The organism is Paraburkholderia suaedae (assembly GCF_040812055.1).
Classification (GTDB): domain Bacteria; phylum Pseudomonadota; class Gammaproteobacteria; order Burkholderiales; family Burkholderiaceae; genus Paraburkholderia.
This window is the reverse complement of record NZ_JBFOAH010000006.1, coordinates 153,857-171,644: the sequence shown is the minus strand read 5'-3', so window position 1 is coordinate 171,644 and position 17,788 is coordinate 153,857. Positions and strand designations below refer to the sequence as shown.

17 protein-coding genes and 1 tRNA gene are annotated in these 17,788 nt (G+C 63.0%); 9 read left to right on the top strand and 9 right to left on the bottom strand.

Annotated elements, in window-relative coordinates; genetic code table 11:
- Positions 1-21: 21 nt before the first annotated feature.
- Positions 22-753, bottom strand: a complete 732-nt coding sequence (locus tag ABQJ48_RS11410; RefSeq protein WP_367838101.1) for a c-type cytochrome — start codon at positions 751-753, stop codon at positions 22-24.
- 378 nt (positions 754-1,131) lie between these two features.
- Between ABQJ48_RS11410 and copC the strand changes: the two genes are divergently transcribed.
- Both copC and ABQJ48_RS11400 read left to right on the top strand, forming a co-directional pair.
- Positions 1,132-1,509 (top strand): copper homeostasis periplasmic binding protein CopC, encoded by a 378-nt coding sequence (gene copC, locus ABQJ48_RS11405; protein ID WP_367838099.1) that lies wholly within the window; start codon positions 1,132-1,134, stop codon positions 1,507-1,509.
- On the top strand, positions 1,506-2,435 hold the full coding sequence (locus ABQJ48_RS11400; protein ID WP_367838097.1) for a CopD family protein: 930 nt from the start codon (positions 1,506-1,508) through the stop codon (positions 2,433-2,435). Before copC ends, ABQJ48_RS11400 begins: the two co-directional genes overlap by 4 nt.
- A gap of 225 nt (positions 2,436-2,660) precedes the next feature.
- On the opposite strand, the gene ABQJ48_RS11395 is transcribed toward ABQJ48_RS11400, so the two are convergent.
- Both ABQJ48_RS11395 and dgoD read right to left on the bottom strand, forming a co-directional pair.
- Positions 2,661-2,963 carry a hypothetical protein gene (locus ABQJ48_RS11395; RefSeq protein ID WP_367838095.1) on the bottom strand — a complete coding sequence of 101 codons (303 nt, stop codon included), beginning with the start codon at positions 2,961-2,963 and terminating at the stop codon, positions 2,661-2,663.
- A 298-nt stretch (positions 2,964-3,261) separates the two neighbouring features.
- On the bottom strand, positions 3,262-4,410 hold the full coding sequence (gene dgoD, locus ABQJ48_RS11390; RefSeq protein ID WP_367838093.1) for a galactonate dehydratase: 1,149 nt from the start codon (positions 4,408-4,410) through the stop codon (positions 3,262-3,264).
- A gap of 197 nt (positions 4,411-4,607) precedes the next feature.
- Between dgoD and ABQJ48_RS11385 the strand changes: the two genes are divergently transcribed.
- The gene (locus ABQJ48_RS11385) at positions 4,608-5,315 is read left to right on the top strand and encodes a FadR/GntR family transcriptional regulator (protein WP_367838091.1); all 708 of its coding nucleotides are present in this window, start codon (positions 4,608-4,610) and stop codon (positions 5,313-5,315) included.
- Positions 5,316-5,318: 3 nt separating this feature from the next.
- Here ABQJ48_RS11385 and ABQJ48_RS11380 read toward each other — a convergent pair whose 3' ends face one another.
- Positions 5,319-6,857: a DHA2 family efflux MFS transporter permease subunit gene (locus ABQJ48_RS11380; RefSeq protein WP_367838089.1), complete on the bottom strand. Its 1,539-nt coding sequence runs from the start codon at positions 6,855-6,857 to the stop codon at positions 5,319-5,321.
- 130 nt (positions 6,858-6,987) lie between these two features.
- Here ABQJ48_RS11380 and ABQJ48_RS11375 point away from each other — a divergent pair, with 130 nt between their 5' ends.
- Positions 6,988-7,431 carry a MarR family winged helix-turn-helix transcriptional regulator gene (locus ABQJ48_RS11375; protein WP_367838087.1) on the top strand — a complete coding sequence of 148 codons (444 nt, stop codon included), beginning with the start codon at positions 6,988-6,990 and terminating at the stop codon, positions 7,429-7,431.
- A 76-nt stretch (positions 7,432-7,507) separates the two neighbouring features.
- Here ABQJ48_RS11375 and ABQJ48_RS11370 read toward each other — a convergent pair whose 3' ends face one another.
- The 5 genes from ABQJ48_RS11370 to ABQJ48_RS11350 form a co-directional block, all read right to left on the bottom strand.
- A complete protein-coding gene (locus ABQJ48_RS11370) occupies positions 7,508-7,858 on the bottom strand; it encodes a hypothetical protein (RefSeq protein WP_367838085.1) in 351 nt (116 codons plus the stop codon).
- Between the two features lie 345 nt (positions 7,859-8,203).
- Positions 8,204-8,280 (bottom strand) — tRNA-Met (locus ABQJ48_RS11365).
- A gap of 85 nt (positions 8,281-8,365) precedes the next feature.
- Positions 8,366-10,024 carry an MFS transporter gene (locus tag ABQJ48_RS11360; RefSeq protein WP_367838083.1) on the bottom strand — a complete coding sequence of 553 codons (1,659 nt, stop codon included), beginning with the start codon at positions 10,022-10,024 and terminating at the stop codon, positions 8,366-8,368.
- Between the two features lie 226 nt (positions 10,025-10,250).
- Positions 10,251-11,789: a sensor histidine kinase gene (locus ABQJ48_RS11355; protein ID WP_367838081.1), complete on the bottom strand. Its 1,539-nt coding sequence runs from the start codon at positions 11,787-11,789 to the stop codon at positions 10,251-10,253.
- A 19-nt stretch (positions 11,790-11,808) separates the two neighbouring features.
- Positions 11,809-12,579 (bottom strand): response regulator, encoded by a 771-nt coding sequence (locus tag ABQJ48_RS11350; RefSeq protein WP_367838079.1) that lies wholly within the window; start codon positions 12,577-12,579, stop codon positions 11,809-11,811.
- A gap of 230 nt (positions 12,580-12,809) precedes the next feature.
- Between ABQJ48_RS11350 and recA the strand changes: the two genes are divergently transcribed.
- From recA to sucD, 5 genes are all read left to right on the top strand, one after another.
- Positions 12,810-13,886, top strand: a complete 1,077-nt coding sequence (gene recA / locus ABQJ48_RS11345; RefSeq protein ID WP_367838077.1) for a recombinase RecA — start codon at positions 12,810-12,812, stop codon at positions 13,884-13,886.
- Positions 13,887-13,893: 7 nt separating this feature from the next.
- Positions 13,894-14,610: a recombination regulator RecX gene (gene recX / locus ABQJ48_RS11340; protein ID WP_367838075.1), complete on the top strand. Its 717-nt coding sequence runs from the start codon at positions 13,894-13,896 to the stop codon at positions 14,608-14,610.
- 116 nt (positions 14,611-14,726) lie between these two features.
- A complete protein-coding gene (locus ABQJ48_RS11335; RefSeq protein WP_367838073.1) occupies positions 14,727-15,467 on the top strand; it encodes a DUF2889 domain-containing protein in 741 nt (246 codons plus the stop codon).
- A complete protein-coding gene (gene sucC, locus ABQJ48_RS11330; protein ID WP_020069250.1) occupies positions 15,464-16,633 on the top strand; it encodes an ADP-forming succinate--CoA ligase subunit beta in 1,170 nt (389 codons plus the stop codon). The genes ABQJ48_RS11335 and sucC overlap by 4 nt, the downstream gene beginning before the upstream one ends.
- 140 nt (positions 16,634-16,773) lie before the next feature.
- A complete protein-coding gene (gene sucD / locus ABQJ48_RS11325) occupies positions 16,774-17,655 on the top strand; it encodes a succinate--CoA ligase subunit alpha (RefSeq protein ID WP_020069249.1) in 882 nt (293 codons plus the stop codon).
- Positions 17,656-17,788 lie beyond the last annotated feature (133 nt).

Sequence of the window (17,788 nt, the reverse complement as noted above, 5' to 3'; positions counted from 1 at the left end):
TTGAGTGTCTCTCCCGGTGCCTTATTGCGGTTCGCTGCCGCAGGCAAGCGGAGTCTTCATTGAGCGGGCCGGAGCCGGCACGGGGTTTTGTGGGGCCTGCCGCGTGGAAAGCCATGCTGCGACGGCGTTCACGTCTTCGTCGGTCAGGCGCGTGGCGATGGTGTGCATGCAATCAGGCGCGATGGCGTGACGCGAACCCGAGCGCCATGCGCCGAGCTGCGCGCTGATGTAGTCGGAGTGCAAACCGACCAGGCCGGGGATCGCCGGTTCCATGCCCGTCAGCGCCTTGCCGTGGCATGCCACACAAGCGGGAATCTGCTTCGACGCGTCGCCGTTCATCACCAGTTGCTGGCCGCGCTCGAGCGTGGCCGACGATACCGTGGGCTTGGCCGGCGGCGGATAGGGCGGACGCTGTTGCGAGAAGTACGTGGCGATCTGGTGAAGGTAGTCGTCGGAAAGATACGTGACGAGGTAGTTCATGGGCGGGTACTTGCGACGCCCTTCGCGGAAATTCTGCAGTTGGTTGTACAGATAGTCGGCCGGCTTGCCCGCGAGGCGAGGGAAGTAGTCGTTGTCCGTACCTTGCCCATGCGTGCCGTGACAGGCCGTGCACCCTTGCACGCGCGCTGCAATCGTGTCGGGGGCCTTCGGTTGAGTCTGCGCATTAACAGCGCTATAGACACCCGCGCAGCCGATCAGCAGAAGAGCAAGCAACGGGCGGAAAAGGCGTCTTGAAGACACGCGTAACTCCATCAAAATCGGGGACCTGACCGAACTTCGAGCGGCTCGGTGTGAAGGGCAGCCGGCGCTGCGGCGACGCAGCATTCTATCATCGAAGGGTAAGGGTGACTATTTGGCGCAGGCAAGCGAGTTCCGCAGTGTGACAGCCATGCGACAGTTTGACGCGCGATGGCCGTTCAACCGTGCTCCGCGTCATCTTCCACGTTTGGCGACGCGCTCGACGCCGCCGGCGCGACTCGCGGCCCGGCGTTCGACAAAGCCGGTTGAACCGATGTCCGAGAGAACCATCGAAGCGTACACTTGCGGGCTTGCCGCCGCTCCCGAGCCGGCCGCGCCCCGGTTCGAGCCATCGTTTTCCTCGTTTCTCCATTCCTACGCTATCGGCCTTACATGAAGCTATTCCAAATTCGCCGTCCGGCGCTGCATGCGTTGGCGTTCGGCGCCGCGGCGCTGGTTATGACATCCACGGCGTTCGCGCATGCGCACATGGTGTCGAGCGCACCCGCAGCCAACGCCGAGGTCGCAGCGCCCGAAGCTGTCACGATCCATTTCACCGAACCGCTCGAGGCTGCCTTCAGCAAGATCACGCTTGACGACGAAACCGGTAAGGCGGTCGCGCCCGCCGCAGCGGAAGTCGACCAGCAGGACGCCAAAGTCATGCGGCTGCCGTTGCCGCAGCTGAGCACGGGCCGCTATGCGGTGCACTGGATCGCAGTGGCCATGGACGGCCACCGCACCCAGGGCGACTTTGCGTTCAACGTCAAATGAGCATCGACGGACTGTGGATCGGGCAGGTCGCGATGGCCGCGCTCATGAATGTCGCATTCGGCTTTGCCGTTGGCTCGGCGCTGATCGGCGCGTGGCTCGCGAAGGACGCCCGGCAGCAGGTCTCGCCAGCGCGCCCCGCCTGGTTGCGCGCGCATCGTTCAATGTTGACGGCCAGCGTCGTGCTGGTGCTCGCGGACCTCGGCTGGTTGCTGTATCAGGCGGCGTCGATGAGCGGCGTCGCGCTGCCGGCCGCGATCGGCGTGGTGCCGACCGTGCTCACGCAAACGCATGTCGGCTACGGCTGGAGTGTCGCGTTCGGCGGCGCGCTGGTGTTGCTCGGCACCGCGCTCCCCGGTCAGCCGGGCAGGTTGCGCAATGCGTTGCTGTGGCTCGCGGTGATCGCGATTGCCGCGGGCAAGGCATCGCTCGGGCATGCGGCCGATGCGGGTGTGGCTTCCGCGGCGATCGGTATGCAAACGCTGCACGTGCTGGTCACGGCTGTATGGGGCGGCCTGGCGATGTCGGCGGGGCTCGCGGTGCTACCCGCGCTGGGCGCTTCGACCGCGCGGGGGATGCTGATTCGCACCGCGAGCCAGGTGTCGAATGTGTCGGTGGTGGCGGTCGGCGTGGTGCTGCTGACGGGCATCTTCAATGTGGTGCGCGGCTCCGGCGGGTCGCTCGAAGCGATCCGGGTCAGCATGTGGGGACATGTGCTGATGCTCAAGCTCGTGCTGGTTGCGCTGGCGCTGGTGCTCGGCGGTCTCAACCGGTTCCTCGCGCTGCCGCGCCTGCGTCGCACCGCATCGACGATGGATGCACACACGTTCGTCAACGTGCTGTATCTGGAAGCGATTGCGATGATCGGTGTGTTCGTCGCGGCGGCTGTACTGTCGCATAGCGTGCCGGGGTTCGCGGCGCTGGGTTGAAGCGAGCCGCGCGCCTTATCGCGTTGCGTTGGGCGCGCGACATACGACAGCTCGCGGAGCCTGCGCTTGAATCACAAGCATCCTTGCGATCGGACGCGTGCGCCCGGACACGGCTCCTGCTGGGTCGCGGACATTGCGCGCCCGCCGCGCTCGTGCTTCACCAGGTCGCCCCGCGATGCGCAAGTATGGCGCGTCGCACTGCTGATCGCGCGAGAAGCTGTGCGCTCATTCCAGCCCGAGCCGATGGCTCACGATCGGCGCGCAGAAGAGCGCGATCGCGCAGCCCGCAGCTTTGCCTTCGAGTTCGGCGCCGGCGGCGCGCGAGCCGTACAGATGCGTCAGCAGATCGAAAAGCTGCGGCAGACAATAGACTACCGCGGCGGCGATGAAGCATTGCTCGACCACCCTGATTCGCCAGCCGCGTTGGAAGGCAACCACCGCGCCGACGACGCGCAGCAGACCGAATGCGACAAGCGCGCCGACGGCAGCCTGTTCGCGGATCAAATAGTCCGGCAGAAATTCGCCCATGATGTTCCCCGCTGCATGTCGTTTGCAGGCATTTCAGCAGGGAGACGGCCATGCGTATGTCAGACGCCGAACAAACGGCCACAAAGCCTGAGTGAAAGGCTTTGCATCGAGACGGCGGGGAGCGGGGAGAGGGTTGTGAACGCGTGTTTGTGCCGCGTCGTTTCGGTCGGTCCGGCCGGGAGTGTCATGTCATGGCGACGGCCCGGGCGCGGCGAGCCCGTGACACGCGGGCGGATCGTCGGCCGGCGGTGGCCACGCAAACGAACATGCCGCCCGCAGGCGGCATGCATTCACAGATTTACCATTCGGCGACGCTGCCGTCCTCGTGGCGCCACACCGGGTTGCGCCAGCGGTGCCCGACTTTGGCCATCTCGCGGACCTTGTTTTCGTTGACCTCGACGCCGAGCCCCGGGCCTTGCGGAATCGACACGAAGCCGTCTTCGTATTTGAAGACTTCCGGGTTCTTGATGTAGTCGAGCAGGTCGTTGCCCTGGTTGTAGTGAATACCAAGGCTCTGTTCCTGGATGAACGCGTTGTAGCTCACCGCGTCGATCTGCAGGCAGGTGGCCAATGCGATCGGGCCGAGCGGGCAATGCAGCGCGAGCGCGACGTCGTACGCTTCGGCCATCGACGCGATCTTGCGGCACTCGGTGATGCCCCCCGCGTGCGAGGCGTCCGGCTGAATGATGTCGACGTAGCCGCCCGCCAGAATGTGCTTGAAATCCCAGCGCGAGTAAAGGCGCTCGCCTAATGCGATGGGCGTATTGGTCTGGTTCACGATGTCGCGCAGCGCTTCTGCGTTTTCCGACAGCACGGGCTCTTCGATAAAGAGCAGCTTGTACGGGTCGAGCTCTTTGGCGAGCACCTTGGCCATCGGCTTGTGCACGCGGCCGTGGAAGTCCACGCCGATGCCGATGTTGGGCCCGACCGCCTCGCGCACCGCCGCCACGTTGTTGATCACGCCTTGCACCTTGTCGAACGTGTCGATGATCTGCAACTCTTCCGAGCCGTTCATCTTCACGGCCTTGAAGCCGCGCTCGACCACCGCGCGCGCGTTATTCGCGACGTCGCTCGGACGGTCGCCGCCGATCCATGAGTACACCCTGATCCTGTCTCGCACCTGGCCGCCGAGCAGTGCATGCACCGGTACGCCATGGTGCTTGCCCTTGATGTCCCACAAGGCCTGGTCGACGCCGGCGATCGCGCTCATCGTAATGGGGCCGCCGCGGTAGAAGCCCGCGCGGTACATCACTTGCCAATGGTCCTCGATCAGCAACGGGTCTTTGCCGATCAGATAGTCGGACAGTTCTTCCACGGCAGTCGCGACCGTGTGCGCGCGGCCTTCGACCACGGGCTCGCCCCAGCCGACGATACCCTCGTCGGTCTCGATCTTCAGGAAGCACCAGCGCGGTGGAACGATGAAGGTTTCCAGCTTCGTGATTTTCATGGCGTGCGGCTCCTTGTGGCTTGGCTACCTGCGGGATATTTTGAGGATTCAGATCCTACAACAAAAGCGCATTTAAGTACTATTAATAGTATTATTGATCAAATAGTGGTCTGGGGACGATGGCAGGCGGGAAGCGGCGCGCTCCGCGGCTTGGGCAACTCCCGCGGCGCACTCGTCCCTGGTCAACTGCGATTTCAATGACGCGGCAAGGCCGCCGGGAGAAAGCTATTCAGCACGATCTGCATGGGCGCGTCGCCCATCTGCTGGCGACCGCGATTCTGCGCGGCGACTATGCGCCCGATTCGATTCTGCCGCGCGAGGTCGAGTTGATGGAAACCTTCGGCGTGAGCCGAACGGTACTGCGCGAGGCGCTGCGCACGCTGACCTCGAAAGGGTTGATCGAATCGCGGCCGCGCGTAGGCACGCGAGTGCGGCCGAAGCCTGCGTGGAATCTGCTCGATGCCGACCTGCTCGACTGGTACTCGCGCGTCGCGGAGCCGATGGCGTTTGCGCTCAAGCTTCAGGAAATGCGCGAGATGGTCGAGCCGTATGCAGCGAGCCTCGCCGCAGCCTCGCACACGCAGAGCACATTCCGGGCGCTGGCCGACGCCCACGCGGCGATGGCGGCCGCGCGCAATCTGGACGAGTGGGTGCGGGCCGATCTGCAGTTTCACCTGAACGTGCTGACCGCGTGCAGCAACGAATTGCTGATTCCGCTCGGCACGCTGATCGAGCGCACGCTCGAAGCACAGCTTCGGCTCAATGCCAAACGCGCGGACGTGTTCAACGCATCGCTGGCCGAGCATACGGCGGTGTTCGACGCAATTCGAAAGCGCGATGCCGCCGCGGCGCGCGCGGCAATGGCGACGTTGCTCGGAGTGACGCGCGGGCGGATCGAGGGATAACGATCAATCCATCGCCGCATGCGTGAGCGACGTATCCGGCGCCTTGCGCGAAGGGCGGATCAGCAGCAGCAGCGGGATCACCAACAGCGTGGCCATGAACATCAGCTTGAAGTCGTTCAGGTAGGCGATCATCGAGGCCTGCTGTGTGATTGACGCGTTGAGCGCCGCGATGTCGTAGTTCGAGCCGTTGTGCAGCATGGGCTGGATCGCCGGATTGAACGGCGTGATATTCGCCGCGAGGTCCGCGTGCGAGATCTGTGTGTTGCGGGTCATCAGCGTCTGCACGATCGAAATGCCGATACTGCTGCCGATGTTGCGCATCAGGCTATACGTTGCGGTGCCGTCCGCGCGCAATTCAGGCGCGAGCGTCGAGAAGGTCAGCGTGCTCAGCGGCACGAACACGAGTCCGAGCCCGAAGCCCTGAATCACACCCGGCCACACGATATCGGACGGCGACAGCACGAGCGTGTAGTGCATCATCTGCCACAACGCGAACGCCGAAACCAGGAAGCCGGCGAGCAGCAACAGCCGCGCGTCGACCCGCTTCAGCAGCCGCCCCGCCAACAGCATCGCGATCATCGTGCCCGCGCCGCTCGGCGCGGTGACGAGGCCGGTCGTCGCGACCGGATAGTTCATGAGGTTTTGCAGCATGGGTGGCAGCAGCGCGCGCGTCGCGTACATCACCGCGCCGATGACGAAGATGAACAAGGTGCCGGTCGCGAAGTTCGGGTCCCTCAGCAACTTGTATTTGAAGAACGAGGTTTCGCCGACCGTTGCCGTGTGCACGACGAAGAACGCGAAACTGAGCGCCGCGACGAGCGACTCGATGACGATCTCGGTCGATGCGAACCAGTCCAGTTGCTCGCCGCGATCGAGCATCGCCTGGAGTGCGCCGATCGCGAGACCCAGCGTGATGAAGCCGAACGCGTCGAACTTGACGTCGTGTTTAGGTTCGCGCGCGGGCAGGAAGGTCGCCACGCCGAATAGCGCGAACGCGCCGATCGGCACGTTGATGAAGAACACCCAGCGCCAGTTGTAGCTGTCGGTGAGCCAGCCGCCGAGCGTCGGTCCGAGAATCGGTCCGACCATCACGCCCATGCCCCACACCGCCATTGCCTGGCCCTGCTTTTCGCGCGGGTTGATGTCGAGCAGGATGGACTGCGACAGCGGCACCAGCGACGCGCCGAATATCCCTTGCAGCAAGCGCGATGCGACGATCTGCGTGAGCGTCTCCGACAACCCGCACAACGCCGACGACACGGTGAAGCCGCCGATCGCGATGATCAGCAAGCGCTTCACGCTCAGCCGGTCGGATAGCCAGCCGGTGAGCGGCGTGGCGATTGCGGCGGCGACGATGTAGGAGGTCAGCACCCACGTGATCTCGTCCTGCGACGCGGACAGCGTGCCTTGCATATGGGGGAGCGCAACGTTGGCGATCGTGCTGTCGAGCGTCTGGATCAGCGTCGCGAGCATGATCGAGAGCGTAATCATCGGCCGGTTGAGCGGCACGGCTGCGCTCGCCGGCGAGGAAGCAGAAGACATGGCGGGTCGTGGATATAGTAAGCATGCTTATTATATCCACGCGACGGGCGACCGCTATCGGGAGTTATGCGGAGGCTGAATTGCGCGTGCAACCGCGCTACACAACGAGAGGCTTTCGTATAATCCGCGCATGAAAACTCAACTGGAAGAGCGCTTCGGCTTTCTGGTTTCCGATGTCGGCCGACTGGCAGGCAAGCGTTTCGACGATCTCGCGAAATCCTCCGTCGATCTCACGCGCGCGCAATGTCGCGTGCTGGCCTATCTGGCGCATTACGGGGACATCAATCAGGCGCGGCTTGCTGACTTGCTCGAAGTCGCGCCGATTTCGGCAGGCCGTTTGCTGGATCGGATGGCGGAGGGCGGCTGGATCGAAAGAATCGCCAATCCGCAGGATCGGCGCGAGTATCTGCTGCGCATGACACCAAAAGCCGAGCGCACGCTTGGCAAGGCGCGCAAGGTGGGCGATAAAGTCGCGCTCGAAGCACTCAGCGGTTTTTCCGACGACGAGGCAGCGCAATTGATCGCGCTTTTGCAGCGCGTGCGCGGCAATCTGAGCCGGCTGGTGGACCGGTGAGGTTCGAGTGCGTTCGTGTTCGTTGCGTCCGTCGTGCGCTGCCGTGCTGGCCGGCGGTGGCTAGCGCGCGTGACGGTCACCTGGAATCGGTTGCCGGTGCCGACCCCGATGGCGGGACCAGCTCGAGACACGCGGGCGCAGCGATGGCTGTCTTCGTTCTCGCGTCCGGCTGCTGCGGGTCGATACATTTGAACGCGCTCTGATCGCGCTGGACAAAAATCGTGTCGGCCGGGCCTGCGTTGCCTTGGGCGCCGTTCACGACAGCGACGATTTTGTAGCCGTTCTGCAGCAGCGTGGACAGGGTCATGGCGCTGGCACGCCACTGGCTGTCGAGCGGTGTCTGGGCCTGAGCGGTCGGGTTGCATGTGGCGCCGAGCACGGTAAGCGAAGCGGCGGCCGTGGCGAGTGCGGCAGTGCGGAACGTCATCGAGACCCCTTCTTTGAGTTGCGATCGGGAAAGCCGAAATGAAAAAGCCGCTGAACCTTTAGAGGCAGCGGCTTTTTGCAACTGGCGACGAATCAATGCGAGGAGGATAACTCACTGCGTCGAAAACATCGGCTCGGGGATGGTAACAGATCGTGAGCGGGTGGCCGGCGGGGCGCGCTGTCCGGTCGCTTGCGCAAGTTCCGGTTGCGACCAAGGGCGCAGCGCGGGTTCGTAGCAACCGGCACGGCTGTTGGCTCTTACGGCGGCCTCGCGTCAGCGCGGTGATTCACCGCCAATGCGAAAGGCCCGCTCTCGGTTAAGAGAAGCGGGCCTTGCGAGTCATGCTGGTGGCGAATCAGGGACTCGAACCCCGGACCTGCGGATTATGATTCCGTCGCTCTAACCAACTGAGCTAATTCGCCGAAAGAAGCGAGATTATGATGAGCGCGCCAGAAGCTGTCAACCCCCGGCGCGCAACTTTCTCAGACTTGGCGTCAGAGGCGCCTATCAATCCTTCGCGTAGATGTCCGAGTCCTTGGTCTCCCGGACGAACAGCATGCCAATCACGAAAGTGACGAGAGCGATAATGATCGGATACCACAGCCCCGAGTAGATGTTGCCCTTTGCCGCAACGATCGCGAACGCCGTCGCCGGCAAAAAGCCGCCGAACCAGCCGTTGCCGATGTGATACGGCAGCGACATCGACGTATAGCGGATGCGCGTCGGGAACATTTCCACCAGCATCGCCGCAATCGGACCGTACACCATCGTTACGTAGATCACGAGGATCGTCAGGATCACCACGCTCATCGGCCAGTTGATCTGCGATGGATCGGCCTTCGGCGGATAACCGGCCGCCTTCAGTGTCGACGCGAGCGTCTTGTCGAACAGCTTGCCTTGTTCCTTCGCATCGGCGGCGCGGCCGTCGAACGTGTTGACCACCGTATCGCCGACCCGGATTTGCGCGAGCGAGCCGGCAGGCGCCGCGACGTTCTCATAGTTCAGGCCGGCCCGCGAAAGCGCGCTCTTCGCGATGTCGCACGAACTGGTGAACTTGGCCGTGCCGACCGGGTTGAACTGGAACGAGCACTGCGCCGGATCTGCGATCACGACAATCGGAGCGCGCGTGGTCGCGGCCTCCAGAGCCGGGTTCGTGTAGTGCGCGAGCGCCTTGAACAGCGGAAAGTACGTGAGCGCGGCAATCAGCAGACCGGCCATGATGATCGGCTTGCGGCCGATGCGATCCGACAGCGAACCGAAGAACAGGAAGAACGGCGTGCCGATCAGCAGAGCGAGCGCAATCATGATGTTGGCGCTGCTGCCGTCGACCTTCAGCGTCTGCGTCAGGAAAAACAGCGTGTAGAACTGACCCGTGTACCAGACCACCGCCTGGCCGGCGGTCAGGCCGATCAGCGCCAGAATCACGATCTTCAGGTTCTTCCATTGACCGAAGGCTTCGGACAGCGGCGCCTTGGAGGTCTTGCCCTCGGCCTTGATGCGCTCGAACACCGGCGATTCATGCAGTTGCAGACGAATCCACACCGAAATCGCCAGCAGGATGATCGACGCGATGAACGGAATGCGCCAGCCCCAGGCGCCGAACGCGTCTTCGCCCATGGCCGTGCGCACGCCCAGAATCACCAGCAGCGACAGGAACAGGCCCAAGGTGGCGGTGGTCTGGATCCACGCGGTATAGAAGCCACGGCGTCCTCGCGGCGAATGTTCGGCCACGTAGGTCGCGGCGCCGCCGTACTCGCCGCCGAGCGCGAGGCCTTGCAGCATCCGCATCGCGATGAAGATCACCGGCGAAGCGATGCCGATTGCCGCGTAGCCCGGCAGGAAACCGACGAGGAACGTCGACAGGCCCATGATCACGATCGTGATAAGGAACGTGTACTTGCGCCCGACCATGTCGCCGAGCCGGCCGAACACGATCGCGCCGAACGGCCGGACGGCGAAGCCCGCGGCAAAGCTGAGCAGCGTGAAAATGAAGCCGGCAGTCGGGTTGACGCCCGAGAAAAAGCTTTTGCTAATGTAGGCCGCCAGCGAGCCGGCCAGATAGAAGTCGTACCACTCGAAAACCGTACCCAGCGACGATGCGAAGATCACCCGCTTCTCTTCGCGCGTCATCGGCACGTGCGAGATTTGCCCGCCTACGGTAGCCATATGTCGTCTCCAATATTGATATGCACGCGGATCGCCAGCCGAGGCGTTCACGTGCAACCGATTATTGGAGTGGAAACTTACGGTGTACTGACATGGCAGAGTGAATAACGGAGCGCTGAACTTCGGATAAGTTCGGCGAACAATGCGCAAAATGATGCGAAACTCTGCCAACTGGTGTGCATCTATCCCAGAATAGCGCTCCACCGATTTGGCGGCTGGAGCCGCGTTAGGGTAAGTCCCCGTCGGGCTCATGCACACGAAAACTGACCCGCACAAGCGTCCCCGCCAACGGGGGCGAGAGCTGATATACGTTATCGTCGATCGTCAACTCGCCGCCGTGCATGGTCGCGATTTCGCGAACGATCGACAGTCCGAGCCCGCTGCCGTCGCCTTCACGGCCGAGAATCCGGTAGAACCGCTCGACCACCCGCGAGCGTTCGGCGACCGGAATGCCCAGGCCCGTGTCCTCGACTTCAAGATGGACGAGCCGCGCCGCCGCATCGTGCCTCACTCTCACAGTGATACGCCCGCCTGGCGGCGTGTAGCGGATGGCGTTGTCGATCAGGTTGGACAGCATTTCACGCAGCATCACCGGGTTGCCGTTGACCTCCACCGGTTCGTCGGGGGCCTCATAGCCCAGATCCATCTGTTTGGCGAGCGCGGCTTGCACCCAGTCGCGCACCGCGCTGCGGGCGACGTCGCCGACTTCGACCGGCGTGAAGATCTGTCCCGACATGCGGTTTTCCGCGCGCGCCAGCGCGAGCAACTGCGTGACGAGCCGCGCGGCATGTTCCGAGCTGGTCGCGATCTGTTCGAGCGAGCGGTGCACTTCCTCGGACACATCCTGACGCAACGCCAGTTCAGCCTGAGTGCGGAGCCCGGCAAGCGGCGTTTTCATCTGATGCGCGGCATCGGCGATAAAACGCTTCTGCAGTTCCATGTTCTGCTCGAGCCGTGTGAGCAGATCGTTGAAGGACGTCACGAGCGGCTCGATTTCCGGCGGCGCGCGGCGCGCCTCGAGCGGCGACAGATCGTCCGGACGCCGCGCGCGAATGTGAGCCTGCAGCGCGTGCAGCGGCGCGAGGCCGCGCGACAGCCCGAACCACACCAGCAGGATCGCGAGCGGCAGGATCACGAACTGCGGCAGGATCACGCCCTTGATGATGTCGTTGGCAAGCTGGCTGCGCTTGTCGAGCGTTTCCGCGACCTGCACGAGCACGGGCTGCGCGCCCGGCGTCGGCGGGAATTCGACGGTCGTATAGGCGATGCGGATATCGTTGCCGCGCAGCATGTCGTCGCGGAATTCGACGAGGCCCGGCTGCGGCCGATCGTCTTCATGCGGCAACGGCATGTCGCGCTCGCCGCTTACCAGTTCGCCACGCGTGCCGAGCACCTGGTAGAACACGCTGTCGACGTTATCGGCGCGCAGAAAGTCGCGGGCGGAATCGGGCAGCGACAGCTCCGCCACGCCGTTGACCGGATGAATCTGGCGGGCGAGCACGTAGGCATCGGTTTCGAGCGCACGGTCGAACGGGCCGTTCGCGATCGACTTGGCGACCAGATAGGTGACCGCGAGGCTCATCGGCCAGAGCAGTAGCAGCGGCGCGAGCATCCAGTCGAGAATCTCGCCGAATAGCGAGCGGGGCCGCGCCTGAGCGGCGGCTTCGGTTTCGTCGGGCGGAGCGAACGGATTGGCGTAGCGCTCGTCGCGCGCTTCGTCGAGGTCCGCCGCGTGCGCCGTGGCGCGATCTGCGCGTGCGGACATAGGCGTCCTCTTCCTCTATTTACGGGTGAGTCCTGGGCGTCGCGCCGGCCGGCGACGAGGCGGACGGCGCGGGCTCGGCGCGAGCCGGCGTGGCTGCCGCGTTCGCGCCGGCATTTGCATTCGCGGGCGCCTTTTCGAGACAGTAGCCGAGGCCGCGCACGGTGACGATACGCACGCCGCTCGGCTCGATCTTCTTGCGCAGGCGGTGCACGTAGACCTCGATCGCATTGTTGCTGACTTCCTCGCCCCATTCACACAAATGATCGACCAGCTGTTCCTTCGAGACGAGCCGGCCGATCCTTTGCAGCAGCACTTCGAGCAAACCGAGTTCGCGCGCCGACAGATCGATCACCTGGTCGTTCACAAGGGCGATCCGGCCGACCTGGTCGAACGACAGCGAGCCGTGCCGCACGACCGTGGGGCCGCCCCCCGCGCCGCGCCGGGTCAGCGCGCGCACACGTGCTTCGAGCTCGTTCAGCGCGAACGGTTTGGCCATGTAGTCGTCCGCGCCGAGGTCGAGTCCCTTGACGCGTTCGTCGACGCTATCGGCGGCGGTCAGGATCAACACCGGCAAGTTGGAATTGCGCGCGCGCAGACGGCGCAGCACCTCGAGCCCGGACATGCGCGGCAGGCCGAGATCGAGGATCAATAGGTCGAACGTCTGCATTGACAACGCGGTGTCGGCTTCCACGCCGCTCTTCACGTGATCCACGGCATAGGCCGATTGGCGGAGTGATCGAACCAGACCGTCCGCGAGTATGCTGTCGTCTTCGGCAATCAGAATTCGCATGATGCGCCAGCCTGGCCTTGCCGGCACCGAGAGGTCTGCGGCGCACAGCGGTCTCCGGAAAATATTGTGGGTGATTTGGGCAGCGCGACGGTAAAAATGCGCGTTCGCATGAGAATCGCACTTGCCAAAACCACTGTTTTTTTATACAGTGTCTGGGTTTCGTGTGCTGTCCGCTAAAAGTGGACGGCGCATCTGCCTCAGACGCCGTTCATCATAGCAAAGGACGATTCATGGAAGAAAGCAAGAAAGGCTCGGCTGGACTGACGGCTGAAAAGAGCAAGGCGCTGGCTGCCGCGCTCGCGCAGATCGAAAAGCAGTTCGGCAAAGGGTCGGTCATGCGGCTCGGCGCAGGTGAGGCAGTCGAAGACATCCAGGTTGTCTCAACCGGATCGCTGGGTCTCGACATCGCACTGGGCGTCGGCGGCTTGCCGCGTGGCCGTGTCGTCGAAATTTATGGCCCGGAATCGTCCGGTAAAACCACGTTGACGCTGCAAGTCATCGCCGAAATGCAGAAGATCGGTGGCACGGCGGCGTTCATCGACGCGGAGCACGCGCTGGACATCCAGTACGCGGGCAAGCTCGGCGTGAACGTGAACGACCTGCTGGTTTCGCAGCCCGACACCGGCGAACAGGCGCTCGAAATCGCCGACGCACTGGTGCGCTCGGGTTCGATCGACATGATCGTGATCGACTCCGTCGCGGCGCTCGTGCCTAAGGCGGAAATCGAAGGCGAAATGGGCGACTCGCTGCCGGGTCTGCAAGCGCGTCTCATGTCGCAGGCGCTGCGCAAACTCACCGGTACGATCAAGCGCACGAACTGCCTTGTGATCTTCATCAACCAGATCCGCATGAAGATCGGCGTGATGTTCGGCAACCCGGAAACCACCACCGGCGGCAATGCGCTGAAGTTCTACGCGTCGGTTCGTCTGGACATTCGCCGGATCGGTTCGATCAAGAAGAACGACGAAGTGATCGGCAATGAAACGCGTGTGAAAGTTGTCAAGAACAAGGTGGCACCACCGTTCCGCGAAGCGATTTTCGACATTCTGTACGGGGAAGGCATTTCGCGTCAGGGCGAGATCATCGACCTCGGTGTGCAGGCAAAGATCGTCGACAAGGCCGGCGCGTGGTACAGCTATAGCGGTGAACGGATCGGTCAAGGCAAGGACAACGCGCGTGAGTTCCTGCGCGAGAATCCGGACATCGCTCGTGAGATCGAAAACCGTATCCGCGAATCGCTGGGCGTCAATGCCATGGCCGAGGCAGTGACCGGCGCAGGCGCAGAAGTCGCGGACGAAGAAGAGTAACCCTCACGTGATGCGCAAGGGCCGGCCGTTGTCCAACGCAAGAGGTCACGCGGACGGCCCGCGTAATGAAGACGACCATTCGTTCGACCCGCTAGATCCGTTCGAATCGTTCGACGCACACGATCGTGCCGCGGGCCGTGCCCCGCACGGCACACGGTCTGAATCGTCGGCGCTTGGCGCCCCGGATGCTTCCGCGACCACCTATAGCCGTTCGCGTCGCACGCCCGGCGAAGCGACGCCAGGGCAGGACGAAGCCAAAAGCGCCCAACGCCCGGCACGCTCGCTTAAAGGACGCGCGCTCGGCTATCTGTCTCGCCGTGAATACAGTCGCGCGGAGCTCGCACGCAAACTGAAGCCATTCGTCGAGGAAACCGATTCGCTAGACGCGGTACTCGACGCACTGCAGGCCGAGAATTGGCTATCCGACTCACGTTTCGCGGAAAGTTTGATTCACCGGCGCTCATCGCGACTGGGCACGAGCCGGATCATCGGCGAACTGAAGCAGCACGCGGTGGATCAGACACTCGTCGAAGAGGCCAAAGCGCAATTGCGTGACACCGAACTCACGCGCGCTCGGGCTGTCTGGCGCAAGAAGTTCGGCCAGCTTCCAGAAACGCCGTTGGAGCGGGCGAAGCAGACGCGCTTTCTCGCGTCGCGTGGTTTCTCGGGCGGGACGATCGGCAAAATCCTAAAAGACATCGACGAGACTGAAAGCGGCGATTAGCGGCGCAACGTCCGCTGGGCGCATAGGTCGCCAATTGCTGTTACGCGTGCAAACCGGTCCGAAGTATCCAGTATGCTAAAATTCGTGGGTTTTCCAATCCGGCCTTTCCTTCGCGTATGCCGCTTTCATCGCCCGTGTCCCGTCAGTTGCGTCATCGTCGCGCAATCAGAGCGGAAGCCTATGAGCGAGCAGATGGTCTGTGGGATATCGAAGCGTGCTTGACCGACGAAAAACCGCGTGACGTCAAGCTTGCGTCGGGCGTCCGGCCCAATGGTCAGCCGATCCATGAACTCTGGCTTCGCATCACCATCGATCGCTCGCTCAATGTCGTCGACGCCGAGGCGTCGTCCGACTGGGTCCCCTATCCTGGTTTATGCCAGGTCAGCAATCCCGCCTACCGTGCCCTCATCGGGCTCAACCTGTTCAATAACTTCCGTCGCGATGTCGCCCGTTTGCTGGCCGGCACGGTCGGTTGCACGCATCTCACCGAGTTGTGCGCCATTCTGCCCACGGTCGCCATTCAGGCATTTGCAAACGAAGTGTGGAACACCGATGACGGCGCACCGGGCGCGAACGCGAGTTCGGCAAATGAATCGCCGAACCGCACAGGTCAGCATTCCAACCACAAACCGCCATTCCAATTGGGACGCTGCCACGCGCTGCGTTTCGACGGCGAGGCGGTGCAACAGTTTTATCCGCGCTGGTACGGCCACGCACCGCATTCGGCCGGTCGCGCGGCAGCGCCAGGCGACGGGGCAGCCCGCGGAACCGGCGAGGGCGGCAACGCTGCCGGCATGAACGACGCCAGCGGAAACGAAGTTCAACGCAACTCTCAGACTGAAGGGAATCACGCATGAAGATTCACGAGTACCAGGGAAAGGAAATCCTGCGGAAATTCGGCGTCGCGGTACCGCGCGGCAAGCCGGTCTTCTCGGTGGATGATGCGGTCAAGGCCGCGGAAGAGCTCGGCGGCCCGGTATGGGTCGTGAAGGCTCAGATCCACGCGGGTGGCCGTGGCAAGGGCGGCGGCGTGAAGGTCGCCAAGTCGCTGGAACAGGTTCGCGAGTACTCGAACCAGATCCTCGGCATGCAGCTCGTCACGCACCAGACCGGCCCGGAAGGCCAGAAGGTGAACCGTCTGCTGATCGAAGAAGGCGCCGACATCAAGAAGGAACTGTATGTCGGCCTCGTGATCGATCGTGTCTCGCAGAAGATCGTCGTGATGGCATCGAGCGAAGGCGGCATGGACGTCGAAGAAGTCGCGGAAAAGACGCCCGAGCTGATCCACAAGGTTGCCGTCGACCCGTCGACCGGCCTGAAGGACGCCGAAGCTGACGACCTCGCGAAGAAAATCGGCGTGCCCGACGCTTCGATCCCGCAAGCGCGCGCAATCCTGCAGGGCCTCTACAAGGCATTCTGGGAAACCGACGCATCGCTGGCCGAAATCAACCCGCTGATCCTGACCGGTGACGGCAAGGTCATTGCGCTCGACGCCAAGTTCAACTTCGATTCGAACGCACTGTTCCGTCATCCGGAAATCGTCGCGTACCGCGATCTGGACGAAGAAGATCCGGCTGAAGTCGAAGCGTCGAAGTTCGACCTCGCGTATATCTCGCTCGACGGCAACATCGGCTGCCTCGTGAACGGCGCGGGCCTCGCCATGGCAACGATGGACACCATCAAGCTGTTCGGCGGCGAACCGGCGAACTTCCTCGACGTGGGCGGCGGCGCCACGACCGAGAAGGTCACGGAAGCGTTCAAGATCATGCTCAAGAACCCGAACCTGACCGCGATCCTGGTCAACATTTTCGGCGGCATCATGCGTTGCGACGTGATCGCGGAAGGCGTGATCGCGGCATCGAAGGCAGTGTCGCTGAAGGTGCCGCTCGTGGTCCGCATGAAGGGCACCAACGAAGACCTGGGCAAGAAGATGCTCGCTGAATCCGGCCTGCCGATCATCGCGGCGGACAGCATGGAAGAAGCGGCTCAGAAGGTCGTCGCGGCCGCTTCGGGCAAGGCGTAAGCCAGGTCCATAGCGCGCGTTTTCCAGGACGCGTTTACCAGGATTAGCAGCATTACGAATGGCGGCGCGCGAGCGACGCGGGCGCGCAATAGTGCGCCTGTGGCGCCACCGCGCGACGCCAAACGAACAGAGGTCAATACATGTCGATTCTGATTAACAAAGACACCAAGGTCATCACGCAGGGCATCACCGGCAAGACCGGTCAGTTCCACACGCGTGCTTGCCGTGAATACGCCAACGGCCGTGAAGCGTACGTTGCGGGCGTGAACCCGAAGCGCGCCGGCGAAGATTTCGAAGGCATTCCTATCTATGCGAGCGTCGCAGAAGCCAAGGCTGAAACGGGCGCGACCGTATCGGTGATTTACGTGCCGCCGGCTGGCGCTGCCGCTGCCATCTGGGAAGCTGTCGAAGCCGATCTGGATCTGGCGATCTGCATCACAGAAGGCATTCCTGTGCGTGACATGATCGAGATCAAGGACCGCATGCGTCGCGAAAACCGCAAGACGCTGCTGCTCGGACCGAACTGCCCGGGCACGATCACGCCGGACGAACTGAAGATCGGCATCATGCCGGGTCACATTCACCGCAAGGGCCGAATCGGTGTCGTGTCGCGCTCGGGCACGCTGACGTATGAAGCAGTCGGCCAGTTGACGGCGATCGGTCTCGGCCAGTCGTCGGCAGTCGGTATCGGCGGCGACCCGATCAACGGTCTGAAGCACATCGACGTGATGAAGATGTTCAACGACGATCCGGAGACGGACGCTGTCATCATGATCGGCGAAATCGGCGGTCCGGACGAAGCAAACGCAGCGGAGTGGATCAAGGGCAACATGAAGAAGCCGGTAGTCGGCTTCATCGCTGGCGTGACGGCGCCTCCGGGCAAGCGCATGGGCCATGCCGGCGCGCTGATCTCGGGTGGTGCGGATACGGCTGAAGCGAAGCTGGAAATCATGGACGCATGTGGTATCAAGGTCACGAAGAATCCGTCGGAAATGGCGCGTCTTCTGAAGGCGATGCTGTAAAAACCGAAATTCGCGTGCTGTAACGGCGCGATTTTTGTTACGCTTACGAATCCCTTTCGTAAGCGAGCGGTCCGCAAAGCGGGGGAGTCTTAGACTTCTCCGCTTTTTTATTGTCCCGTCGTCGGCTTTTTCT